We start from the raw sequence: 23672 nt of genomic DNA on the forward strand, positions 1-23672 counted from the left end.
TCAAACTTAAATTGAAGAGAATTAAAAAAATATCGGAATTACTGAAAGGGATAGAGTATGACCTTGTGCAAGGTGATCTAAACCATGAGGTAACAGGTATTGAGCTAGATTCAAGAAAATTGCAAGATGGGAATCTATTTGTAGCCATAAAAGGCAATGCAATGGACGCTCATCAATTTATCCCCAAAGCAATTGACCTTGGAGCTACTGCTGTGTTAATTGAAGACACCCCTGAAGAATTGCAAGAAGGTGTCAACTACATCAAAGTAAATAGTACTGCGCAAAGTGTCGGCCTACTCGCCGCCAATTATTATGATAATCCATCAGAAAAAATTAAAGTAGTTGCCATCACCGGCACCAACGGAAAAACGACTGTAGTGACACTGCTTCAAAACTTATTCATGAAGCTGGGCTACAATACAGGTGCTCTGACAACTATTGAAAATAAAATCAATGAGGAAGTAATTCCTACAAAATTGACCACACCTGATCCTGTCACATTACAATATTTACTCCATGAAATGGTAAAGAAAAACTGTTCTTACTGTTTTATGGAAGCCAGTTCACATGCTATCGTGCAAGGCAGATTGAATGGAATAGATTTGGCTGGTGCAATTTTCAGCAATATTAGTCATGATCACTTAGACTATCATGGCACCATGAAAGAGTACATCAATGCCAAGAAAAGGCTTTTTGATACATTGCCAAAAAGTGCTTTTGCATTGGTGAACATTGATGATAAAAGAGGAAATGTAATGCTACAGAACTGTAAAGGAAAACACTACACTTATGCATTACATACTATGGCCAACTTCAAAGGAAAATTAATTGACAATACATTTGAAGGCATTCAGATGGAGGTCAATGGACATGAAGCCTGGTTCCAATTAATTGGTTCTTTTAATGCATACAATGTACTTTCTGCTTTTGCTACTGCATCATGCCTGGGTGAAGATGAGATGACTACACTGCAAGCATTATCTGAATTGCGTCCTGCCAGAGGTCGATTTGAACAAATTGTCTCTAAAAACAACATCAGAGGAATTATTGATTACGCACACACTCCTGATGCATTGGAAAATGTACTGGAAACCATCCGTGATATCAGAGAAGAAGGTGAAAGAATCATCACTGTAGTAGGATGTGGTGGTGATAGAGATGCTGCAAAGCGTCCTATTATGGCCAAAACAGCGGCAATGTTAAGTGATTTGGTTATTCTTACTTCAGATAATCCTAGAACTGAAGATCCAGAAGAAATATTAGAACAGATGGAGGAAGGCATATCCCCGACTCAAGCCAAGAGAACATCTGTAATTATAGATAGAAAAGAAGCTATTGTAAAAGCCGTTGAAATGGCAGAACAAAGAGACATCATTCTTGTAGCTGGAAAAGGGCATGAAACTTATCAAGAAGTCAATGGTGTAAGACATCATTTTGATGACAAAGAGGAACTGTTCCTCGCTTTAAAAAAATAATTAGTGCGATAAAAAAATAAAACATGTTATATCACTTATTCGAATTTCTACATGATAAATACGATATGATGGGCGCCGGTCTCTTCAGGTACATTACCTTCAGAGCAATGGTAGCGACAATCTTATCGATGGCATATATTGGTATTTTTGGGAAACCGATCATTCAAAAATTACAAAAATTACAGATGGGTGAGATTGTTCGTAATCTCGGTCTTGCAGGACAAATGGAAAAGCAAGGTACACCAACTATGGGTGGTATTATTATTATCGGTGCTGTCGTTTTCCCTGTTTTATTAGTAGCAGATTTAACCAATGTCTACATTCAGTTGCTTTTGACCACTATTTTATGGACTGGTGCAATTGGCTTTTTGGATGATTATTTAAAAAGAGTAAAGAAAAACAAAGACGGTTTAAGTGGTAAATTCAAAATCATTGGTCAAATCGGTTTAGGTCTGATTGTCGGTGTTACTTTGGTTACTAACTCTGATGTAAAAGTTCGTCAGTTTTCAGAAAATCTTGATAAATCAAAACCTATTGTAAAATTAAAAGAAGGTGTGGACTACCAAGATGTAAAGTCATTGGAGACTACGGTTCCTTTCTTAAAACACAATACATTAAATTATTCTCAATTACTACATAGCGAAACCATTTCACATATCGCTTATGTATTATTGGTCATTTTTATCATTACGGCAGTGTCAAATGGTGCCAATATTACAGACGGTCTTGACGGTTTAGCCGCAGGTACCTCCGCTATTATTGCCACAGCGCTCGCCATTTTCGCCTACCTCTCCGGTAACATTATCTTCTCCGACTACTTGAATATCATGTATATTCCTAACTCTGGTGAGATTTCAATCTTTGCTACAGCTCTGGTAGGTGCTTGTGTTGGATTTCTATGGTACAATGCTTTCCCTGCTCAAGTATTTATGGGTGATACAGGTAGTTTAGCATTAGGTGGTGTCATTGCCTCTTTAGCGATTGTATTGAGAAAAGAATTGATGATTCCATTGTTATGTGGTGTATTCTTAATTGAAAACTTATCTGTAATCATTCAGGTATTTTACTTTAAATACACCAAAAAGAAATATGGAGAAGGACGCCGAATATTTTTAATGGCTCCTTTACACCATCACTATCAAAAGAAAGATATTCCTGAACCAAAAATTGTCACACGTTTTTGGATCATTAGTATCTTATTGGCCATTACTACAATTCTTACGCTTAAAATCAGATAATCATCATGGATACTTTATTAGTATTAGGCGCTGGAGAAAGTGGAATTGGAGCAGCTCGTTTAGCTAAAGCCAAAGGATATCAAGTTTTTGTATCTGATTATGGAAAAATTCCTCAAGAACAAAAGGATGTTCTCACTGCTGAAAAAATCCCTTTTGAAGAAGGAAGTCATGATTCAGCTCCAAAAGATGCTTCTATTGTTGTAAAATCGCCAGGTATTCCTGATACAGTACCCATCATCCAACAACTGAGAAAAAACGGAAGTAAGATTTATTCTGAAATCGAATTTGCGTCTTTGTATACTGATGCTAAAATGATAGCAATTACAGGTACAAACGGTAAAACAACAACCACTAAATTGATCCACCACTTACTGTCAAAATCAGGCATCAACGCTGGCTTGGCGGGTAATATTGGCATCAGCTTCGCAAAAGAGGTTTTAGAAAAAAAATACGATTGGTATGTGTTGGAAATTAGTAGTTTCCAGCTCGACGATATTGAAACCTTCCATCCCAATATTTCTTTGATTTTGAATATTACGCCAGATCATTTAGATCGTTATGAGTACAGCATTGATAAATATGCAGATTCAAAATTCAGAATCATTGAAAACTTGACTGATGAAGATATTTTCATCTACGGTAAAGATGATAAAGTCACAAACGAAGCAGTCTCTGCCAAGAACATTGCTCCAAAAGCAGTTCCTTTTACCAATGAATTTTTGAAAGGTGACACTTTGGAAATTCCATTTAATGGTCAAATATATACTTTTGACCATTTGCCATTGAAGGGACCTCACAATGCTTGGAACATGAGTGCGGCTATCTTGAGTGCTTTGAATGCTGGAATGACAGCAGAAGACATTCAAAAGGCATTACCTTCATTTGTTGGAGAACCTCATCGCTTACAAGAAGTAGCTGAGATTGATCAGGTCACTTATGTCAATGACTCAAAAGCAACCAATGTTGAAGCAGCTTTATTTGCTTTACAAAGCTTCAAGAAACCTATCGTTTGGATTGCAGGAGGGACAGACAAAGGCAACGACTACGCTCCACTGGTCGATACTGTAAAAGAGAATGTAAAAGCATTGGTTTGTTTGGGTGTAGATAATGAGAAGTTGAAAAACGATTTTTCTGCCATTATTCCAACAGAAGAAACACAAAGCATGAAAGAAGCTATACAGTTAGCGAAAAAACATGCTTCTGATAAAGATATTGTACTTCTTTCTCCGGCTTGTGCAAGTTTTGATTTGTTCAAAAACTACATGGCTAGAGGTGATGAATTCATCAAGGAAGTAAAAGAACTTGAACTATAAGAAAATTAGAAGATGGAAAAGATCTTAAAGAAACTTGAAGGAGATAGCATTATTTGGGCAGTGATGATTACATTATCCATGTTCTCGGTACTTGTTGTTTATAGTGCTACAGGATCACTTGCTTATATGCAAGCTGGAGGAGATAATGAACATTACCTGCTTCGTCATTCCACTTTGGTTTTTATTGGGTTAATAGGTGCGTTTATTTGTCATAGAATTGATTATGTCTATTATTCAAGACTATCGAGGTATGCCTTATTACTTTCCATTCCGCTTCTGATTTTCACTTGGCTATTTGGGTCTGAAATCAACAGTGCTTCAAGATGGATCAATATCCCTTTGATCAATTTCACATTCCAACCTTCAGATTTGGCACGTTTGGCACTAATTACCAACATGGCGGCCATGCTTTGGAAAAGACAAAGAGACATCGGTGAATTCAATAAAGCCATCGTGCCTCTATTGATTTGGACAGGGATTATCTGTGGACTGATCGGAGTTTCTGATATTTCTACCGCTTCACTCCTTTTCCTAACCATTATGCTACAATTGTTTATTGGTAGAGTACCGATCAAGTACCTTTTGATGCTCTTAGTGATTGGAGCCATGGCAGGTTTGTTTGTCTATCAATTTGGTCAAAGAGGTGGAACAGCTGTGAGTCGTCTGTCTTCATTTATGAGTGAATCAGAACTTCCTTACCAAGCAGAGCAATCTTATATCGCCATCTCTACAGGCGGCTTCTGGGGCAAAGGAATTGGTGATAGTACACAAAGAAACTTCCTTCCTCACTCCTATTCTGATTTTGTTTTCGCCATTATCGTGGAGGAATACGGTATGATTGGAGCACTGATCATCATTGGGTTTTATTTGACCTTGCTTTACCGGGGAATAACCATTGTCGCCAATAGTCAGAAGGCTTTTGGTGGTTTATTAGCAGCAGGGCTCACATTTAGTTTAATTCTGCAAGCTTTCGTACATATGGGAGTTGTAGTTGGTTTGTTGCCCCTGACAGGTTTGCCTCTACCACTGATCAGTATGGGTGGTACTTCCTTACTATTTACAGGTATGACTGTGGGTATCATTTTGAGTGTCAGTAAATCGGCACAAGAAGATTCAGAAGAGGTCCGTTTTAAAAGAGCCGAAAGAGCGAGTGAGCGTCAAGGTCAAAAAGGAACAAATAGACCTAGAAATGTAAGAATTAGAAACTAATTTCTAATATATGAAACGATAACAGGTGAGTGGAATACTAGATTTCTGGTCATTAATTATCTTTCTTTTACAGGATTATTTTAAGGTTGAATTATTATAATAATACAAAGGAGAATTGGGAATATCCACCATCAAAAACGTGGTAATATCTCAATTCTCCTTTCATTTTTTAGAAAAATAATACCTTTTATATACAATTTCTTACTTCTGTAAGTATAGTTTAATAAGAAATATCAAAGACACTGATTACATTAAAATAATACTAATTCATTGTACAATACCTATTATTAATCAGCACATCAATAAATATAAGACAATTCTATACTGTAGAGAATCCTCTAAAATCACGTTTAGTTTTCAGAAATTTTCTTTTAATCTTCCAAAGATTACATTATCATATGTTTAGGCTCGAAGTAAAAACAACTTCTCTGTAAAAAATGGTGTTTAAGTTACATCAACAAAATGTTTTTTAATGTATGTCTCGACTACCCCACTTAGATGGTTTAATACTTCGTTTGATAGGCGAAGTGAACAAACATCTACTATCCAATAAAGCCCCCACAGCTATACTGCAAGAGAGTATCGAAAGTTTGGTAAAAGCATCCAATTGTAAATATGGATTTCTAGGCATCCTTAACCATCAAGACGGTATCAAAAATTACAAATATTTGATGGAAAAGAAAGTGAGCTTCAATACTAGCAACCCTTTTAATAAATCAATGCTAGATCATCCTCCTTTACCTTTTGAAGATATTTCAAAAGCTTACTTTTTTTTAAAATATACAGAACACTTAAAGCAACCCTTATTACGCTATGACAATGACCGATTATCTAGAGGTCTACCTTGGTCTTCATTTTTGTTGATTCCCATTCATTTTCAAGACGAACTAGTAGGAGTAATTGGGCTTTGTGATAAAAAAGGAAAGTTTGAAGATGACTATGCTTTACACATGCAACCTCTTGTTGATACTTACAAACTACTTATCAAACAAATTAATGCTGAAGTTAAAGTTGCAGAGTATCAAGAAGACAGCAGTTCTCAAGAGTCCTTTGATTTAATGACCAATATTGATGAGCTTTGGAACATTCAAAATGGAAATTATGCTTGGGAAGATAAACTTGGCCGTTCAAAAAAACATATTATGGATTATGTCTTCGGTAATGATTATGAACTTCTTGAAGAAACCATTCTGAAGGCAAAATCAACCATGACAACCCAATCTGAAAATATTCGATTCAAAAGAGACAAAAAAAGGATCTTCACTTTAATGATCAAAGTGATTTACCAATCCTCAACTAGAAGTTTTAAAATTATAGGAAAAGATATCTCCGACCGTTTTCGACAAGAATCTACCTTGAAGAAACAACAGGACCGCCTTCGGCATACTCAACTTCTGCTACAAAAATCCAATAATGAGCTTGATGCGTTGATCTATCATAGATCACACGATTTTCAAAATGCATACTGAACTTGCAGGTTCATACATTGAGCTTCATATTGTGGAGCACAATCACAAAAAGCCCCACGGGTCATATCTTTCCAAACGAAGAGACAACGCTTATCTTATCGCTTCCTAAGCACTTCTTCAATAGAGAACTATCCTAACTTTTCTTCAATTTTCACTAACAAATGATGACCATAAAGCTTTGGACTCGAATGATCATTGGTGTTTCTCAAACCTAAAAGCCTTTCCGCTTGAAGCATTGTTAAGTTTCTATATTTCACTTCTGAAGGATTTGTCACAAATTTATCCTTCAAAATATCATAACACTCTTTTAAAGTTAAGTCGAAAGGAGATTTTTCTAGCATTGTTTTAATGTTTTTACTGTTCTAAAGTATAAACATCAAGCATAAAATTAAGAAGGGGGGATTCCGTTTTTTTGTCATGAATCAGACCACATCTATTTTACCACCGTGGCTTTACTTGCTCGGTTGGTACCTTTCCATAAGGGAAGGTGTCTTGATGTTTATATGTTTCCGCAATTCTACAACAATCAATACAGCTTTCCAATAGCTTTTAAATTAATTAACATAATGCAACAGAGTTGTGATAAGAGTAATACTTTACAATTTTATAATTCCTAAAAAAATTGTATTTTCAAGACAAACCAAAGTAACATGCAATCTAGAAAATTCATCTTTTTACCGTTGCTTTTATCCCTATTATCCAGTTGTGAGGAGTCAGAACCAATCAACAACCAACCTTATGTCTTAGAAATTCCAGCACATTTTGGAAAACAATATGTACTGCCTGAAGATAATCCAATGACCGTTAAAGGTGTTGAATTAGGCAGAATGCTGTTTTATGATCCACAGTTGTCAAGAGATCATTCTACTTCATGTGGCACATGTCATCAACAGAAATTGGCTTTTACAGATGGAAAAGCGAAAGCAGAAGGAATCCATGGCAGAATCGGTGACTTCAGTAGTATGTCGACCGTGAATTTAATGTGGACCGGTAAATTTTTCTGGGATGGCCGTGCAGCAAGTATGGAAGAACAGGCACTTGGTCCCATAGAGAATGTGTTAGAAATGGACATGACTTTAGAGGAAGTAGTCGAAAGACTTTCACAAGACGAAAGGTATCCACCTCTATTTAATTTGGCTTTTGGCAGTTCAGAAATCACTCCTGATAAAATTGGTAAAGCCATTGCTCAGTTTGAGAGAACTTTGATTTCTTCTAATTCAAAATATGATCAGATCATAAAAGGCACGTACACTCCTACTGAACAAGAAAAATTAGGTATGGATCTCTTCCTTACCCATCCAATTGCAGGTGAAATTCGTGGAGGCAACTGTGGAGACTGTCATTTGGGAGTCCTTACATCAGGTGATCCTATTAGTTTTAGAGGGTTTCATAATAATGGACTGGATGACAATGATAACCTTAAAGAAGGTCTGATGGAAGTCACAAAAAATGAGTTTGACAAAGGAAAATTTAAAGCTCCTACACTCCGGAACATTGCTTTAACCGCTCCTTACATGCATGATGGAAGATTCAATACATTAGAAGAAGTTTTAGAGCATTATGATCAGCATGTCAAAAGAAGCAGAACACTTGACCCCTTGATCCAAGAAGCCAGTAATGAACCAATTTTTCCAGGTGATCCCATAAAGTTACACCTTACTCAAAAGGAAAAAGATGCGATTATTGCTTTTCTTCATCTTTTGACAGACGAAGAGTTTATCAATAACCCCAATCATTCTGATCCTTTTAATTAAAATAAAATCCCTCAATAATACTCCTATTGGGGGATTTCTTTTTAAGAATTTCCTTAAAAGCATATTTTGAATGTATTTTTACAAAAAAAGATATTTCTCAAACATTCCTTAAATATTTCCAATACAAATAGACAGAAATACAAAGTGTTAAGACTTCTGACAATACGACTGCATTAATGACGCCTTCTCCCCCCATAAAATGCGTCAGTATAAAAATTAAACTCACTGGAAAAATCAACGTTCTCAACAAAGAAATAATCAAAGAGGGTTTGGGGTGATGAAGAGAGGTAAAAAATGCGGAAAGTAAAATATTGATACCCAAAATCACCACTATTGGTGAGGCTGATAATATAAATTGGGTAGTTAAGGCTTTTGTAGATGGACTGTCATTTTCTAAGAACAAATCAATAAATTGATCCACATATATAGTTGTCATCAATGCCAAAATTCCGCCAAGCGTTACAGCTGTAACAACAGATATTTTTAGAAAATGCTTTACCCTATTCATCAATTTTGCACCGAAATTGATACTTACAATTGACTTAAGAGCATCCGACATACCATAGCAGAGCATAATCATAAAATACATCAAGTAACCTACAATTGCATAAGCGGCAACACCTTCTGTTCCGTAATATTTCAACATCTGTAAATTGATCAGATAGAATAAAAAACCACCTGACAATTCACTGAAAAACTCAGAAGAGCCATTGTAGGAGATGTCCTTGAAAATTTTCCAATCAAAAGATTTGAATTTAAACTTCAAATTTCCATTGCCTTTTATGAAGTGAGGAATCAATAAAATTGGCAATACAAAATAAGACAAAGAGGTCCCTAGTGCAGCTCCTTTTACTCCCCAATCCAATTCTACTATAAAAATATAATCTAAAATAGTATTGGATAAAGCGACTAATAGTAATGATATAAAACTTAAATTGGGCTGTCCATCTACTCTGATAAAATAGGTCAAAGCATAGCAAGACAAAACAGGCGACATACTGATAATTATCTGTAAATAGGTCACCACCATAGGCTTTATAGATTGATCCGCACCTAAAAAGTCTGCAATTTCTTCAACATAAAATAAAGAGACTGCCGTTAAGGAAATACTAATGAGAGCAATTATAATAATGATATTGGTGAAAGTAGTTTGAGCTTTTTCAATATTTCCTTCTCCAATAAATTTCCCGCAAAACACCTCCCCTCCTACTGAAAATAGAATAGGCAACCCAAACAGAAGTGAAAAAATAGGTGCACACAAAGAAATGGAAGCCAAAGCTTCTGCTCCCACATAATTCCCTACAAATATTCCATCCACAATTCCTGCCGATGTTACGGCCAACATTCCCATTATAGTGGGAATGGAAAAAGATAAAAATACATTTAAAACACTACCTTCAAGTACCTTGGTGTTATTCATAACCTAATTTAAAAATTGATTGCCACTTGGCATTATAAAACTACAAACTCCTTTGTAGTGAAAAGGGGAATTCAGAGGAAGACATACATGAAATTTTGTTATTAAAATTGAATACACAAAATAAAAAATAGTGGCATTCCATTAATATTCCTTTATGAATTATCATATCCCTTATTTTTTCCTCAATTTTGATAAGTTCTAGAACAGTTTTAAATTATATATCCTAAAAATGAGTTTAGAAAAAGAGCTTCAGAAAAGAAGCAACGGGGTTTGTGAACTATGTGGATCTACAGAACATGTATCTCCTTTTTTAGTAGAACCAAAAAATTCATCTGACAGTATAGATCATGCTTATATCTGCTCTACTTGCCAAGAGCAAATCAATGATAAAGAGAAAATGGACGCCAACCACTGGAGGTGTCTGAATGATAGCATGTGGAATGAAAACCCTGCTGTTCAAGTGTTAGCATGGAGAATGTTGTCCCGTTTGAAAAGTGAAGGCTGGCCTCAAGATTTATTAGATATGCTTTACCTTGATGAAGATACTCAAGCATGGGCAGAAGCAACAGGCGAAGGTGTGGATGAAAGTGACAAAGTAATTCATAAAGACAGCAACGGAGCTATTCTTGCCAATGGTGACAGCGTTGTTCTGATCAAAGACCTGAACGTAAAAGGAGCCAACTTCACAGCCAAAAGAGGTACTGCTGTGAGAAATATCTCTCTGGTACATGACAACCCAGAACATATTGAAGGAAGAGTCAACGGGCAACATATTGTGATCCTTTCCAAGTTTGTAAAAAAGAACTCATAACAATATACATACAAAAGGGCCTTCAACGGCTCTTTTAAATTTCGCTACAATGCAACCGATTGAAATAACTCAAATCTTAATTTCACTTTATTTTCTAATTAAATATTTAAGAAATACTAAATGTAGATTGTTATTAAAAACCCTTCACTAAAAGATTGTTATCCTTTGATGAACTTCGTTGTTTCTTTACGTATAACTCTATTATATTTGGTCTGAAGCAAGATCAGAACTATTCATGCCAAACAATTATCATGACCATTAACCCATTTTAATATGACTTATGCCAATCATATTGAAAGTATACAGAAAATTATTTCTAAAGAGTATGATGCTCAGTTGTCTATCTCTTTAAATGACATTATTTCAAGTTATACTGTCGGTTTTGACTTTCAGGATAAGAAAGACATTACTGAAAATATTTTACTGATCTATAACATTGATTATAGAAACCATGCAATGTATTTGAATGACACTTCCTTTGTGTTGAAAAAAACAATTGAAGAGCACCTTATGTCATTAAACATTGATTTAGAACGAAAAGAAGAACATTGGAAAGACTTTTTGGATGCCGTAGAGATGGAATCAATCATTTACAAAAAATCAAGAACGTAAAGGATTCTACAATCACCCATCACTCAATTCCTCTTTCTTATTCATTTCTTTGATATCCCTATATTCCTGAAATGGAATTTTAAGAAGGTTAGCAATTCTACTGTTTTCCTCAGATTCCATATGGGTATCTACGCCATAAACTAATGTACTATTATCAGCTTCCGCATAAGTCCCAAAAACCCTATCCCATATCGAAAAAATATTTCCAAAATTGGTATCGGTCAGCGGTTGCTGAAAATGGTGGTGAACATGATGCATATTAGGCGTCACAATAATCCAGCTTAGTATTTGATCCACTTTTTTAGGAAGTACAATATTGGCGTGATTGAATTGCGATAAAATCACTGACAACGACTGATACAAAAAGATCATCCAGATAGGAGCTCCAATTATCAATACTCCTAAAGTAGTTGCCATCAATCTCAATACACTTTCTCCCGGATGATGCCTATTTGCCGTAGTAGTATCTACGTGTGTATCGGTATGATGTATCAAATGAAAAAGCCAAAACCATTTTATTTTATGATTCAAATAGTGAATACTATAAGCACTGATTAAATCCAATAATGCTAAACCTGAAATCAATACCAAGGGTAACGGAAAACTTGACATCCATTGCATATATCCGAAGTCATGAGTAACGGCCCAATCAGACACTTTTACCATCACAAATGCCAATGATAAATTGACCACCGCGGTTGTAAGTGTAAAGAAAATATTCGTCAATGCATGTTTCCATTTATTGTGTCCTTTAAAAAGAAATAAGGGTTGAAAACCTTCTATCATCCAAAAAAACATAATTCCACTCACTAAAAGTATGGTTCTATGAATAGAAGGCATAGATGAAAAGTAATCGATTAAGGTTTGCATCAGTGTAAAAGTTTAATAGGTACAAATTCAAAATTAACTATGATTTATTTTTGACTTAGTACTTAATTGGTGAATGTGTGTTGTTATTTTAAAAGTAGTGATTATCTGTTGTTTGTCAAAAATGAAAAGTCCCCAATGACCTTTATACTATTTAAAGCAGGTTTGGATAATCATAGAAATAAAAATTCAGAAAACTAATACTCATTTTCTTGTTTTAATGGTTCTCCTCCAGCCACTTTTTGGCCTCCCAACTATACCAATTCTGAGAAAAGTTTTTGGCCTTTACAATACTTTCAAAGTGATGCCTTGCTTTTTCTTTATTTCCTTTTCTATCATAATAAGTTCCCATATAAATATGGACATAAGGATTATTGGGTTCTTGTTGTGATAACTGCTCTCCAATGGTTTCTATCTGTTGATCAAAACGTTTAAAATCACCCAGCTCCTTATAAAATGCTACATCTTTTAAGAAAGATAAATTGTGTAAAAGATTTAAGTCAGCGTAATTCAAATAGTCTAGGTAGTTAGTGAAAACAAATTCTAAAAGCTTGGCACTTGACTCCAACTTCTCCGTATCATAACGGGCCATATAAGACTCAGAAAGTGCTTGAGCCAAGATTTTCTTTCTTTGGATTTCTTGGTGATCAAGATCCTGTGTAATAGTTTCTGGTGATTCCAACAATGGCATCTGAGGTAAATCCAATAAAAAGTTTTTCAGAAAACTAAGAGCGAAGAGAGAAGAGGTTACATCTCCATAAATTAACCTTGCAGGATCGCTTAAAAGGCTATTATTTGCCAAGAGTATTAATGTAATATCTTCAGAAGGAACTTTTAAAAGTAAGCTAGAATAGCAATCATATTGACCGTAAGCCCAAACCAAATTTAGATTTTCAAACTGCTGATTAAAAATTCCATACCCATAAGGCAAACCTTCTCGGAAGGAAGAAAACATTGTCTCTTTTGATTGTTTATTGATAATTAAATCACGATCCATTGCCTTATTAAAAATGGCCAAGTCTTCTAAATTAGAAACTATTCCTGCTGAAGCTGAATAACCATAGTCTATAAATCCATCCTCTACTCCATCTTCTAAAATATAGGGCTTCGCTATACCAATAATCTGTGTTGAATCTTTGAGCAAGAATGTATTTTTTAACTTTAAGGGTATAAAGATTTCATTTTGTACAATCTCCGCAAATGTTTGTCCTGATGCCTTTTCAATGACTTGTGTAAGAATGGAAAATCTAGAACTATAATAAAAATGCAACCCTACATTTCCTTGTGATGTATGTGATAGTACATGATGGATAAGAATCTCATCGGGAATTGCAGGTTGTAATACATATCTGTTAATAGGATCACTAAGGGATAATTTTCCTTTTTCTACGAGTCTCATCAGTAAAACTCCAGAGAATACTTTGGTAATAGATGCTATAGGAAACAAGGTATTTGAATCTAACTTTGTTCCGTTTTCGACATCTGACTCACCAAAGTATTCTCTGTATACAGTTTCTCCTTCCTTTTCAATAGAAACCGCTAGTCCAGGAATATTAAAATATTCCTTCAATTCAAGGAGTTCACTTGTAAATTTTTCAGTTTGCATATCAGTAACAACACTTCTCTTCTCACAAGAGGAAAAGAAAAGTATAAGAATTATAGCTTTAATAAAATGCTTCATAGGTCTATTCAATTTTTAATCAGCACTTTATAAAGTTAACTTATAAGCCGCTCACTTTCAATAGAAATATTTTCAGCTCACTGCTACTAACAAAATACAAGAGAAAGTCTAATTTAACGATGAATCATACTCATGAGTACCAAAGCTAATACTGAGAGTGTGATGACTACTGAAATTAAGAGCGGTTTCCAAATCTTTTTATGCTCGTAATTGTCCTCTCCAAGGTGCTTTTTAAATAGATATTCAGAAAGTACCGCCCCTCCAATCATATTCAATGGTAAAGTAAGAGAACTAGTTGAACTTCCTAGTGTATTTATTAATTCCATAATAAACATCACTCCCATCGTCATTAAAATTGACAAGAGTAATACTATGTTTCCTTCGCTGTTTTTCTCTACCTGTTTTAAGTTACTTCTTAGAAGGACTCCCCCAAATATTGGTGAGCATAAAACTGAAAATCCCCAAATTGCTTTTTTTGAATAAATACAAATAGACTGCTTTGTAGTTTCCATTAGTTGAATGTTTAGTTTATAAGTACTAAGAATTAAGGTTTAGTACTTCATTAAAAATAGGTTTAATACATATGTGTAACCCACTCCTTTTAAAGAGCGATCGTTCTTATGTTCGGTTTTAAAATTTTGTTCAGTTTAACTGCTTTTCATTTTCCTACAATCTCTAGCTTTAATAGTTTTCAATTTATGATTTTATACACTGATTACCTTATCTTTTCGATGATTTTCAAATATCTCAATAGCCGTTTTTAAGAAGCCCAACATGCCCAAGCTTAATACAATAACTCCAACTGATAGTTCTTTTAAAATACCATCTGCAGTTTTAAAATAGCCTATCAATCCCAAAACCAATAAAAACAGCAGTGTCAAACACATAAAAATGATAGTCAATTTCCCTTTTAGCGGGTTTTCCCATATTTTCTTGGAAAAATTATTCTGTGTTTTTGTAGTATCTTGAAGAGAAGAAAAACCTGTACCCAATCCTATAAAAATTAATACTGAATTCAAGTTTTCAAAAACGATTTGTGGATTGGCTTTTAAATGTTCTAAGCCTAATAAATAAGGGCTCAACATAAAGTATACAGCTATTAGCATCAGTGGGTATTGAAGGTAGCTTAAATAGTTGAAAAATGATTTAAAGTTCATAAGGCAAGGTATTTATAGTTGCGTCAGTAATTTAGAGCATGTTTAGAAGTCTCGATGCTGATTTAATTACTTCTATTTAATAGTTTTACTTTTCTTTATCAACTATTTTCTTTCCTTTCTTTTATCCAAAGAATAAATAAGAGTTCATCATAATCATCAACACTTTGTACATGATCCTATGATACTTTTTCAAGTAGGTCTTTTCAGTCATTTTTGATATTCTCACTCTCTCTTGATTTAAAGTAGAGTTCGTTAAGTTTATTATTTTTCTTCAACCATCAATTGATTAATCTGCAAGTTCTCTATAACCTACTGTCAAACTTTCTTCTTCTTCATTTTTCCATTGATGAAAAACAAAAAGTCTAGGCTTAGAAGTCAAAAGCTAAATTCCATTGGTGTGAATGTTAAGCGTAAGTATCATTTGTGCCCTACAAACCATCAGAAATCTCCTGATTTCTAAATTTCATAAATTGTTGAAAATTTCATTTACAGTATATCGATTCGATTAAAAATAGATACGCAATTTGTTGTCAAAACTTTCCATTAAAGTATAAAGCTTCTCTCCAAGAATCTCTTTTTGAATTTCCTTCGATTTTGTCTCATACTCCTGATATTTTACAGTGCGGCCTTTGTAAGCAAAGTCGAATCCTCTGGTTTTGATTTGATAAACGGCCAATATAAACCCTAAAGTAAATACCATTACGGTCAACCTTTTTATATTAAAATCTAAAAATCCACCAATTGCCATCAATAATATATTAGCGATAATCACACTCACCACAATTAAAAAAATATCATAATTGTTCCACCACCATATGTATCCAAAACCTCCAATGTAAGTATTGGAAGGCCACAACAAATTGACACCTCCCCATGTAGAAGCAGGTGTTGGCATATCTTCTATTAGATGCATTAGAAAACCAAAAAAGAAAGCGGTCAATGTAAATCGCTCTTTACTTAAAATTGATAGCCTACTTTTCTTCTTTCCACTTTTTGGACTTGATCCCAACAACATAAACAGGACTCCCAAAACTCCAGTAATCAACAACCCTGCCACAGCGCTGTGAAGAAATGCATGATGCGAATACCAAAATTTTGCGGAATAAATGTCTCTTCCGCTAGTTGAAAGATTAAAAAGAGTACCTAAAGTAGAATCAAATCCACTCCACAAACTGATGGCATCTAAATCTGGTAAAGCTCCTGCGATACCTGAAAGTAATATGATTTTTAACTTTTGAGTGAATCCTGAGTTGTCAAAACTTGATGCTACAGTTCCTACTGCAACACCTGATAAAGTATGCGTTAAAATGTCCATTGATTGAATACAAATTATCCTCTTGTGATATCAGTAATTAATTGAGGGTTGGTCAATTGTTCTTTTTTGATAAAAGCTCTTCTATCAATACTTTTTTCAGTGATGCCTTCATATTCCGATTCAGTCAAACCAAAAAGCTGTAAAAAAGTCACCTCACCAAATTCCGTTTGAATGGTACCCAACTCAGGATCTTTCACAAATAGAATCGCCTCAATTTTCGTATTAGATTCAGGATCTACTGGTCCACTAAAAATAGTATGATAAGCATCAAAAATAATTTCATTTTCATACGTCGCTTTAGCAACCTGTTCCAGTAAATTGACAGGCCAAGTAGGTATCTCCTCTTCACCTTCAACCTTTTTAAGCCTAAAAGTTAATTCATAGCCCCACCCACTGTACTTTGAGTCTTCTGATACTTTTTCATGCAGTTCAGAAAGTCCGTATGATATGTAATGATAATGATAATTGGATTCATTGAAATAGACGCTTACACCTTCCAAATAATCATCCCCACCCAAACTAGGTACTATTTCGGGTGCAAAATGCTTGTTTTCTTTACGTTGATATAAGTTATCTAAGGCATTGTCAATAGCCTTCCATCCTAGTGAGTTTTCCATTTGCTTTATAGTTTACTGATTTTATACTGTTAGAGGAATTTAAGAGTATGTTCGTATATCTTGAAAAGAGATGTTTCAAACATGCTCTAATATTTCCATTTTGACACAAGGTTTTCCATCGTCGGATATAAGTTAAGGTTTTTAGCTTTATCCACCCATTCTTCATCAAACTTTTCAACACCAAAAGCAGTCCCTATAATTTGCCCTGTCATGGAACAAACTGTATCTGTATCACCTCCAACTTTAATTTGACTAATAATTATATCTCTGAAGCTTCTTGTAACGATTTTTTCAGCACAAAATATTGAAAACGGAACTGAATCAACAACGTATCCACTTGGAGGAAATAGTTTTCCGCATTCTTCAATATCTAGATCATTTCTTTTCTCTAACTCAATTAATCGGTCTCTAATTCTTGTGTCTGGCAACTCTTCAATCAAAGGTTTTATCAAACTTTGAGAAGTTATAAATTCATCATTCAAACATCTCACCAATGATTTATAAATACATAATGCTCCAATATAGGCTTCATCATTTTTATGCGTAATGATACTTATATCCTGAACATCCAGCCTTGAAACAGATGATTTAAAAGCTAATGGAGCAATCCTCATAGCAGCACCATTTCCAGCTCCGTATTCACCACTTCTTCCTACTAAAGCCCAATGCCCTCCTACTTGCAACTCCCTCAACGCTTTCAGTGTACTTGAACCTAACCCTGTTAAGCGTCTTTCATTAAACCACTTTAAAAAGCTTTTTGCTACTTGCTCAGCAGAAACCTTCTTTGTGTTATAAATAGCCTCACAGGTTGCCAGTGTTAGTTGAGTATCGTCTGATAAAGTCCACCTAAAACCCTCATGGTATTGATTGGAATAATTTCCTTCAAAATAACCGCCAATTGAATCCCCAATAGCTCCACCAATAAGACAACCAAGCAGTCTTTCTTTTATTTTATTTGATGTTCTTCTACTAAATAACATTTCACTTACAATTAACAATAATCAAAAAATCATTAATTCCTATTCAAAATTTCTAATTCTAATTCCAGTAATTCTCTTCTTAAAAATTCACCTAATTCTGGAGGTTTTCTTTCTACTAAAATATGAAGAAAGGCTTGATAACTTGACTGCATAGCATCCAGTTTCTTACACTCTCTTATCTTATATAGTTTTCGTATCAATACATCGACATTAACCTTATCTTCCAGATATTGTCTATTGTTCCATTTATCTAATTGAATGATTAATTGATCAACGACAAAATTAACTTTCTCTCTATCCATATCACTCACTCAATAATTCCAACACCTCATTAATCATTTTATATACACTAAAACTGGGTGTTGCTTGACTTATACAATAGGAAATAACGGTCTTTGATTTAGGAGAATAGCCTATGTATGTACCATAAAACCCATAATGTCCATAATAAATATTTCCATTATATGTTGATTCATCCATCCCTAACCCATATCTATTTTCATTCTCTTTTGTGAATTTCACATTTGTCATTTTCTTCAAAGATTTCTTATTGATTAATTCTTGATTGAAGAGGGCTTTGATAAAAATTGACAAGTCTTTATTTGTTGAAACGAGGCCTCCTCCAGACCAATCAAATGAGGTGTTGATTTCAGAAAAATTGATGGTACCTACATATTGGTTGATGGATGGATAAGGTTGTGGAGCTGGTTCATAGAATTCAAAAAATGTATCCTTCATGCTCAATGGCTCCAAGATTCTTTTTCTTATCACATTGGCTAAAGTGGCTTCCTGTATTTGTTCAATAATAAGCCCAAGCAAAACATAATTCATATCCGAATAGTACCATCCTTTGTTAGGTGTAAAATGCGGTGCTTTATTTAATCCCAACTGATAGTAAAGTGCTAAAATAGACTGAGGGGAATATTGCTTTTGAGGATTCGCTAGTAAGAGATTAAAAAATGCTTCTTCTTTATCGGAAAAGATATCTGCCAATCCCGAACGGTGAGAGAGAAGCTGTTCTATTGTGATGTCATTTGAATAGCTTTTCCCTTGATAGATATGCAATTCCTCAAACTGTACCCCTTGTAAGTCTTTGAGATACTGTGAGGTTTTATCTTTCAAATGAAGCTTCTTTTCTTCTGCTAATTGCAATACAATAGTGGAAACAAACAGCTTGGTACTACTTGCTATTCTAAATCGACTTTCTTTTATATGGCCTGACGACGGGGTGCCGAATGCCTTATGATATTCAAATGATGGGCTTTTTATAGAAAGTAAAATATGATGCACAGGGTTTTCTGATTCCATATTGATTTTATCTTCCAAAAGTTGATCAATAGCATCAGTTTGTGCGAAAGTAAATAATGGAATTAGTTGAAAAAAGAGGAAATACTTTTTCATGGTTTGTGTTATGTATAGAGCATTATATATTTTATAAGAGCATGTTTGGAAAATTTTTACTAAAAGATATATTTCAAACACGCTCAAAGCCATGAATATAGTCTTCACCATTTCATAAACCAATTCCATTCACTTGTTATAGGGTTAAAAACGCTCAGAAAACCTTCTGTATTTTATTCAACGGGTATACAGAAATCTACGATGGCCTTTCTTTCTGGATGCTCATTGAAATTGTTATGGTAGATTTCAAAAGGTTCACGATCTGCTTTTTTATAACCATTTTCATTCATCCAAAGGAAAAGACCTGTCCAGGATTTTTCAAATTCATCAATACCAATTACAAAATGTCCAACAATGGCCTTTCCCCCTTCAAGACTCAAATGCCCGATTTCTCCTTCTGATTTGATAGGCGTATCAAGTACCATAGAAGCACTCATTCTTACATTTTGAGGTTCCGTTATTTTGAAACTATCATGATAAATCGTCATCATTTTAGTTTCTTCCTTCAGCAAACCTTTAGGAGTAGCCCATTGCATTAGAGTACCAAAAGCATCTGACAAGTTTTGAGGTCCAATACAAGACACATAAGCCACATCCCTTTTCGGTATATCCATTACTTCAATTTTTGCATTCATTTTTATCCAATTTTTCAGTTGATCAATGATGCAAATGTATTCTTCATAATCAGGATACTCTTGTCCATTCTTGCTTTTCAGTTGACTAATCTTGCTAAAGCGATGCGTATTTAGATTTTTAAATTCAGTAGGGCTAACTCCGTAATACTTCTTAAAAGTTCTGGAATAGGAAGAATTATCACTAAAACCATATTTATGTGCCAATGCTGAAGTAGAGGTATTCTGATGTAATAAATCAGACGCTGACTTTTCAATTCGTTTTCGAGTAATGTATTTATTGAGCGTTTCACCTGTCATCAACTTAAAGATGCGGTGGAAATGATAAGGAGAGAAAAACGCAACTTCAGCCACAGTCTTTAATGACAAATCAGAAGCTAAATTATGTTCTATAAACTCAAATACACGGTTGATACGACTTCTATGGTCTGCCTGCAATTCTTTATCTGATTCCGTCATTTATTCCTTTTAAAGTTGATGCTTATTTATCCTTTGCTATTCTAAAACCAAACCCATCGTTTCTAGTGTCAGGAGGAGACTGATACCTCACTTCAGGCATATGTAATCCAAAAGGTACAGGTTTTCCATCTTCGCCTTGTGTATTATAAAACCAACTTACACCTTTGGATATTTTATCTTCTCCATCAGACGGACCTTGTGGATTGATCTTGCTTACCAGACTGTCTTTTGCAGGATTGTACCAATCAGAAACCCATTCCGTTAAATTGCCGGTCATATCATAAATCCCCAATTCATTGGGCTTTAATAATCCTACTTCATGGAAAGTACTGTCGGCATTTTCACCCACCCAGCCTATTTCCAGTTGATTATTACTGCCACTGTATTGATAACCTTTGCTCTTTTTTCCACCTTTAGCCGCGTATTCCCACTCTGCTTCTGTAGGCAACCTTCCCCCTGCCCATTTCGCAAAATCATTCGCTTCATGCCATGTTGCCAGCATAGGTTTATTGTCTTCCCATTGATAATACACTTTTTCACCATACGCATTTTCAATAGGTGGTTCAGGCATTACTCTTCCTGTACTCTCACAAAATGCTTTGAATTGTTTTACTGTGATTTCATATTTACTAATATAAAAATCACTCAGTTCTACAAACCGATGAGGACTTGCAAAACCTCTTATTGTATCCCCTTTTGGGCTGATGACAATTTGATTTTTTCCCTGCTCAAAAGTTCCTCCTTCCACAAAAATCCAATCAATATTAGGAGTTTCTTTTTTGGGGTTACAAGAGATACAAATCACAAAAGAGATAAATAATAATAGAGCTTTATAATTCATTTTCAAGGTGTATTTTGAATATCTAAGATATTATTTTTCATCAAAGAGAACTATTCCAAAGTTCAGAATCTTTAATATGACTAATAATTGGCTACTGAGGAGGGATTATAAGGCCGTTACAATGCAACGACCTTACGGTAAAACTTTCGGGTGACAAATTACAAATCACCAATATAATTGCTCAAATTCTCATTGCGTTCCAATCCCATTTTCTTCCGAATTCTATGCCTAGAGATTTGTACACTATTGAGTGAAATATTGAGTAACTGTGCCATTTCTTTTGTATTAAACTTTAATTTGATCAAAGCACAATGTTTCAATTCTGTAGGTGACAGCTCTGGAAATTTTCTTCTCAATCGTCTGTAAAAATCCGTATCCACCTCTACAAAAAGAGTATTAAAACGATCCCACATGTCCGTATTACCTTGTGATACCTTTGAGCTGACTTTTGTATAACTAGCCGGAGCTTCTTCTTTGATCACCTCCATCAGTTCCGTAATCGTTTGTTCTTTTTCAATAAATAAAAGCGTATTGGCGGTCAGTTCTTTACTCTTTATTTCCATGATTTCCTCTGCGCGTTCTCTATCAGCCTGTATTTTCATTTCATACTGTAGTTGCTCCATTTTCATTTTCCTAATTTTGTATTTCAGGTAGAATAAAAAGATGGTGAGAAGAATGGTAAAAAGCAGAAAGCCAATCACAATGAATAAACGAGTTCTCAGTAATTCATTTTTCTCAATAACGCGTTCCTGTTCATTGAGCTGAAGGTTTTTCTGTGAAAGCGTTTCCCTGTACTTATCCTTGATCTGAAACAACCGGTTATTATAAACACTTTTGATATTGAATAAGCTATCAGAAATGGCATTGGCCTCTTTTAAGCTTTCCAAGGCTAACATTGTCTGGTTTTCCTTTTCATATAAAAAAGACAAGTGTTGAAGGACGTCTATCCTATAATCTTCATGTGTATGAAAAATGTTCATTAGTTGCAATGCCTTTTGAAAAGCATGAATGGCTAATGTGGACTGCTCTTTTTTCAAATACAAATTGCCTAAGAAATTATAGACAATCACCTGAAAAGCATTGTTGTTTTTAGCAAAATATTGTTCTGCTTCTGAAAGATAATATTCCGCTTCCTTTAGATCATTGAGGTACAATGAAACAATTCCTTTTTCCGTATTCACGTAAGCGGTATTGTTCAAAGGATTTTTCCCGTGCTTCACTCCTATAGTCCTACAACTGTCCAAATAAACCATTGCTTTTGAAAAGTCTTTGGCCTTGCGGTATTGGACGGCCATGGAATAATACAGCGAAGTGGTGTGACATGCATTTACTTCTTTCCGTTCCACCAAGGCTTTTGCTTGTGCCAGTGCCAACTGAAGATACTCAATAGACATTTCATATTTCTCAAAAATGCTGTACAATACACTTATGTCTGCATTGATTTCACTTTGTAATAAAATGTTGCTCTTCTGCTTTGCTAATATCAAACCTTCCCACAAATGATCGTAGGCAAGACTGTACTGTCCTTTGTTTTTAAACACATCGGCCATACCAATATGGCATTTGACAACTTTGACAGTATCCTCAGCTTCCTCATAAATTTCAATAATTTCTTGAAACAGGAGTAAGGCGCTGTCTGGGTTCGTGTTCAAAAGTGAATTGGCGTTTTTAAGCTGTAGAAGAGTAAGTGAGTTTGGATTTTTGTCTTGATTAGCTGGCTGACCAAATCCTTGTAAATTCATAACCGAAATAAAAAAATACACTAACAGATAGTTCTTATCAAATCTCATTTCATAATTAGTTAGTTAAATGTTTAAGTATTTACATACATGTAAGTACTAAGACTAAATTATCGTCAACGTTCAATCCGCTTTTTCACAAATTTTCTATGATCTACTTTCAAGTTTCCTCCTTCTTCTTTTTTCCATTGAAAATGGAAGTCAAAAGCTAAATTTCATTCCACTCGCCTAAATGATTTTAAACTCGCTTTCCTCAAACAAGAAAACCATTTTTAACGGCTCAATTCATGAAATTCTTAACGCTTTTCCCTTCAATGCCACGGGGAGTAGTACTACCAAACTATAATGGTAGAAAGCTCAATGGCGCGAATGTTAAGCGTTAGCGTCATTCGTGTCCTTCAGATCATCAGAAATCTCCTGATTTCTAAACTCTATAAATAACGAAAACTTAGTTTACAGAGTAATAAATAGAACCACTATTAATACGTTTTTAGACATTGTATTCACAAAAAATAAATTAGAATTAAACATGATCTACTTTTGGCTTAATACTTTATTACTGTACACTACAAATATTACACGTAAAATATACGCATTACAAGACTTAGTTCGATATAGGAAGGAGTTTTAAATAAAACCCCCTCGCTAAACACTAAAATTTACCCTCCCTAGGTGCTTTAAA

22 protein-coding genes and 1 riboswitch are annotated in these 23672 nt (G+C 34.6%); of the genes, 8 read left to right on the forward strand and 14 right to left on the reverse strand.

The window, feature by feature from the left end; all coding sequences use genetic code 11:
- Nucleotides 1-11: 11 nt before the first annotated feature.
- From AVL50_RS13370 to AVL50_RS13390, 5 genes are all read left to right on the forward strand, one after another.
- Nucleotides 12-1475 (forward strand): UDP-N-acetylmuramoyl-L-alanyl-D-glutamate--2,6-diaminopimelate ligase, encoded by a 1464-nt coding sequence (locus AVL50_RS13370; RefSeq protein WP_253764283.1) that lies wholly within the window; start codon nt 12-14, stop codon nt 1473-1475.
- 23 nt (nt 1476-1498) lie between these two features.
- The gene (gene mraY / locus AVL50_RS13375; protein WP_062617001.1) at nt 1499-2713 is read left to right on the forward strand and encodes a phospho-N-acetylmuramoyl-pentapeptide-transferase; all 1215 of its coding nucleotides are present in this window, start codon (nt 1499-1501) and stop codon (nt 2711-2713) included.
- 5 nt (nt 2714-2718) lie between these two features.
- Nucleotides 2719-4026, forward strand: a complete 1308-nt coding sequence (murD, locus tag AVL50_RS13380; RefSeq protein ID WP_062617002.1) for a UDP-N-acetylmuramoyl-L-alanine--D-glutamate ligase — start codon at nt 2719-2721, stop codon at nt 4024-4026.
- A 12-nt stretch (nt 4027-4038) separates the two neighbouring features.
- Complete coding sequence (locus AVL50_RS13385) at nt 4039-5235, forward strand: FtsW/RodA/SpoVE family cell cycle protein (RefSeq protein ID WP_063850705.1); 1197 nt, start codon at nt 4039-4041, stop codon at nt 5233-5235.
- A gap of 476 nt (nt 5236-5711) precedes the next feature.
- Nucleotides 5712-6704 (forward strand): GAF domain-containing protein, encoded by a 993-nt coding sequence (locus tag AVL50_RS13390; RefSeq protein WP_062617003.1) that lies wholly within the window; start codon nt 5712-5714, stop codon nt 6702-6704.
- A 128-nt stretch (nt 6705-6832) separates the two neighbouring features.
- On the opposite strand, the gene AVL50_RS13395 is transcribed toward AVL50_RS13390, so the two are convergent.
- Entirely contained in the window at nt 6833-7045 is a 213-nt protein-coding gene (locus AVL50_RS13395) for a hypothetical protein (RefSeq protein WP_062617004.1), read from the reverse strand.
- 57 nt (nt 7046-7102) lie between these two features.
- Nucleotides 7103-7208, reverse strand: a riboswitch (SAM-I-IV-variant riboswitch).
- 146 nt (nt 7209-7354) lie between these two features.
- On the opposite strand from AVL50_RS13395, the gene AVL50_RS13400 reads away from it, so the two are divergent.
- Nucleotides 7355-8458, forward strand: a complete 1104-nt coding sequence (locus tag AVL50_RS13400) for a cytochrome-c peroxidase (RefSeq protein ID WP_062617005.1) — start codon at nt 7355-7357, stop codon at nt 8456-8458.
- 97 nt (nt 8459-8555) lie between these two features.
- Here AVL50_RS13400 and AVL50_RS13405 read toward each other — a convergent pair whose 3' ends face one another.
- Nucleotides 8556-9878 carry an MATE family efflux transporter gene (locus tag AVL50_RS13405; protein ID WP_062617006.1) on the reverse strand — a complete coding sequence of 441 codons (1323 nt, stop codon included), beginning with the start codon at nt 9876-9878 and terminating at the stop codon, nt 8556-8558.
- A 229-nt stretch (nt 9879-10107) separates the two neighbouring features.
- Between AVL50_RS13405 and AVL50_RS13410 the strand changes: the two genes are divergently transcribed.
- Together AVL50_RS13410 and AVL50_RS13415 are read left to right on the forward strand one after the other, a co-directional pair.
- Nucleotides 10108-10689, forward strand: a complete 582-nt coding sequence (locus AVL50_RS13410) for an alkylphosphonate utilization protein (RefSeq protein ID WP_062617007.1) — start codon at nt 10108-10110, stop codon at nt 10687-10689.
- 273 nt (nt 10690-10962) lie between these two features.
- The gene (locus tag AVL50_RS13415) at nt 10963-11301 is read left to right on the forward strand and encodes a hypothetical protein (protein WP_062617008.1); all 339 of its coding nucleotides are present in this window, start codon (nt 10963-10965) and stop codon (nt 11299-11301) included.
- A 12-nt stretch (nt 11302-11313) separates the two neighbouring features.
- Here the strand turns inward: AVL50_RS13415 and AVL50_RS13420 are convergent, their stop codons facing one another.
- The 12 genes from AVL50_RS13420 to AVL50_RS13475 all read right to left on the reverse strand — a co-directional run bounded on the left by AVL50_RS13420 (nt 11314) and on the right by AVL50_RS13475 (nt 22993).
- The gene (locus AVL50_RS13420) at nt 11314-12171 is read right to left on the reverse strand and encodes a sterol desaturase family protein (RefSeq protein ID WP_062617009.1); all 858 of its coding nucleotides are present in this window, start codon (nt 12169-12171) and stop codon (nt 11314-11316) included.
- Nucleotides 12172-12385: 214 nt separating this feature from the next.
- Entirely contained in the window at nt 12386-13849 is a 1464-nt protein-coding gene (locus AVL50_RS13425; protein ID WP_082795806.1) for a serine hydrolase domain-containing protein, read from the reverse strand.
- Between the two features lie 113 nt (nt 13850-13962).
- Nucleotides 13963-14361, reverse strand: coding sequence for a hypothetical protein (locus AVL50_RS13430; protein ID WP_062617011.1), 399 nt, complete (start codon nt 14359-14361; stop codon nt 13963-13965).
- Nucleotides 14362-14553: 192 nt separating this feature from the next.
- Complete coding sequence (locus tag AVL50_RS13435; RefSeq protein ID WP_062617012.1) at nt 14554-15006, reverse strand: hypothetical protein; 453 nt, start codon at nt 15004-15006, stop codon at nt 14554-14556.
- A 505-nt stretch (nt 15007-15511) separates the two neighbouring features.
- The gene (locus tag AVL50_RS13440; RefSeq protein WP_062617013.1) at nt 15512-16321 is read right to left on the reverse strand and encodes a metal-dependent hydrolase; all 810 of its coding nucleotides are present in this window, start codon (nt 16319-16321) and stop codon (nt 15512-15514) included.
- A gap of 14 nt (nt 16322-16335) precedes the next feature.
- Nucleotides 16336-16938: a suppressor of fused domain protein gene (locus AVL50_RS13445; protein ID WP_062617014.1), complete on the reverse strand. Its 603-nt coding sequence runs from the start codon at nt 16936-16938 to the stop codon at nt 16336-16338.
- Nucleotides 16939-17024: 86 nt separating this feature from the next.
- Complete coding sequence (locus AVL50_RS13450; protein ID WP_062617015.1) at nt 17025-17918, reverse strand: ADP-ribosylglycohydrolase family protein; 894 nt, start codon at nt 17916-17918, stop codon at nt 17025-17027.
- A 32-nt stretch (nt 17919-17950) separates the two neighbouring features.
- A complete protein-coding gene (locus tag AVL50_RS13455; protein ID WP_062617016.1) occupies nt 17951-18220 on the reverse strand; it encodes a hypothetical protein in 270 nt (89 codons plus the stop codon).
- Nucleotide 18221: 1 nt separating this feature from the next.
- Nucleotides 18222-19319 carry a serine hydrolase gene (locus AVL50_RS13460; RefSeq protein ID WP_172826837.1) on the reverse strand — a complete coding sequence of 366 codons (1098 nt, stop codon included), beginning with the start codon at nt 19317-19319 and terminating at the stop codon, nt 18222-18224.
- Nucleotides 19320-19492: 173 nt separating this feature from the next.
- Nucleotides 19493-20410: a GyrI-like domain-containing protein gene (locus AVL50_RS13465; RefSeq protein ID WP_062617018.1), complete on the reverse strand. Its 918-nt coding sequence runs from the start codon at nt 20408-20410 to the stop codon at nt 19493-19495.
- A 22-nt stretch (nt 20411-20432) separates the two neighbouring features.
- On the reverse strand, nt 20433-21251 hold the full coding sequence (locus tag AVL50_RS13470) for an SUMF1/EgtB/PvdO family nonheme iron enzyme (protein WP_062617019.1): 819 nt from the start codon (nt 21249-21251) through the stop codon (nt 20433-20435).
- A gap of 158 nt (nt 21252-21409) precedes the next feature.
- Nucleotides 21410-22993, reverse strand: a complete 1584-nt coding sequence (locus tag AVL50_RS13475; protein ID WP_172826838.1) for a hypothetical protein — start codon at nt 22991-22993, stop codon at nt 21410-21412.
- Nucleotides 22994-23672: the final 679 nt, after the last annotated feature.

The organism is Flammeovirga sp. SJP92, from assembly GCF_001583495.1.
GTDB lineage: Bacteria > Bacteroidota > Bacteroidia > Cytophagales > Flammeovirgaceae > Flammeovirga.

Excerpts from the sequence above, each read along its gene's own strand:
- mraY (WP_062617001.1), top strand. The coding sequence starts at position 1,499 with ATGTTATATCACTTATTCGAATTTCTACATGATAAATACGATATGATG.
- murD (WP_062617002.1), top strand. The coding sequence starts at position 2,719 with ATGGATACTTTATTAGTATTAGGCGCTGGAGAAAGTGGAATTGGAGCA.
- AVL50_RS13385 (WP_063850705.1), top strand. The coding sequence starts at position 4,039 with ATGGAAAAGATCTTAAAGAAACTTGAAGGAGATAGCATTATTTGGGCA.
- AVL50_RS13390 (WP_062617003.1), top strand. The coding sequence starts at position 5,712 with ATGTCTCGACTACCCCACTTAGATGGTTTAATACTTCGTTTGATAGGC.
- AVL50_RS13395 (WP_062617004.1), bottom strand. The coding sequence starts at position 7,045 with ATGCTAGAAAAATCTCCTTTCGACTTAACTTTAAAAGAGTGTTATGAT.
- AVL50_RS13400 (WP_062617005.1), top strand. The coding sequence starts at position 7,355 with ATGCAATCTAGAAAATTCATCTTTTTACCGTTGCTTTTATCCCTATTA.
- AVL50_RS13405 (WP_062617006.1), bottom strand. The coding sequence starts at position 9,878 with ATGAATAACACCAAGGTACTTGAAGGTAGTGTTTTAAATGTATTTTTA.
- AVL50_RS13410 (WP_062617007.1), top strand. The coding sequence starts at position 10,108 with ATGAGTTTAGAAAAAGAGCTTCAGAAAAGAAGCAACGGGGTTTGTGAA.
- AVL50_RS13415 (WP_062617008.1), top strand. The coding sequence starts at position 10,963 with ATGACTTATGCCAATCATATTGAAAGTATACAGAAAATTATTTCTAAA.
- AVL50_RS13420 (WP_062617009.1), bottom strand. The coding sequence starts at position 12,171 with ATGCAAACCTTAATCGATTACTTTTCATCTATGCCTTCTATTCATAGA.
- AVL50_RS13425 (WP_082795806.1), bottom strand. The coding sequence starts at position 13,849 with ATGAAGCATTTTATTAAAGCTATAATTCTTATACTTTTCTTTTCCTCT.
- AVL50_RS13430 (WP_062617011.1), bottom strand. The coding sequence starts at position 14,361 with ATGGAAACTACAAAGCAGTCTATTTGTATTTATTCAAAAAAAGCAATT.
- AVL50_RS13435 (WP_062617012.1), bottom strand. The coding sequence starts at position 15,006 with ATGAACTTTAAATCATTTTTCAACTATTTAAGCTACCTTCAATACCCA.
- AVL50_RS13440 (WP_062617013.1), bottom strand. The coding sequence starts at position 16,321 with ATGGACATTTTAACGCATACTTTATCAGGTGTTGCAGTAGGAACTGTA.
- AVL50_RS13445 (WP_062617014.1), bottom strand. The coding sequence starts at position 16,938 with ATGGAAAACTCACTAGGATGGAAGGCTATTGACAATGCCTTAGATAAC.
- AVL50_RS13450 (WP_062617015.1), bottom strand. The coding sequence starts at position 17,918 with ATGTTATTTAGTAGAAGAACATCAAATAAAATAAAAGAAAGACTGCTT.
- AVL50_RS13455 (WP_062617016.1), bottom strand. The coding sequence starts at position 18,220 with ATGGATAGAGAGAAAGTTAATTTTGTCGTTGATCAATTAATCATTCAA.
- AVL50_RS13460 (WP_172826837.1), bottom strand. The coding sequence starts at position 19,319 with ATGAAAAAGTATTTCCTCTTTTTTCAACTAATTCCATTATTTACTTTC.
- AVL50_RS13465 (WP_062617018.1), bottom strand. The coding sequence starts at position 20,410 with ATGACGGAATCAGATAAAGAATTGCAGGCAGACCATAGAAGTCGTATC.
- AVL50_RS13470 (WP_062617019.1), bottom strand. The coding sequence starts at position 21,251 with ATGAATTATAAAGCTCTATTATTATTTATCTCTTTTGTGATTTGTATC.
- AVL50_RS13475 (WP_172826838.1), bottom strand. The coding sequence starts at position 22,993 with ATGAATTTACAAGGATTTGGTCAGCCAGCTAATCAAGACAAAAATCCA.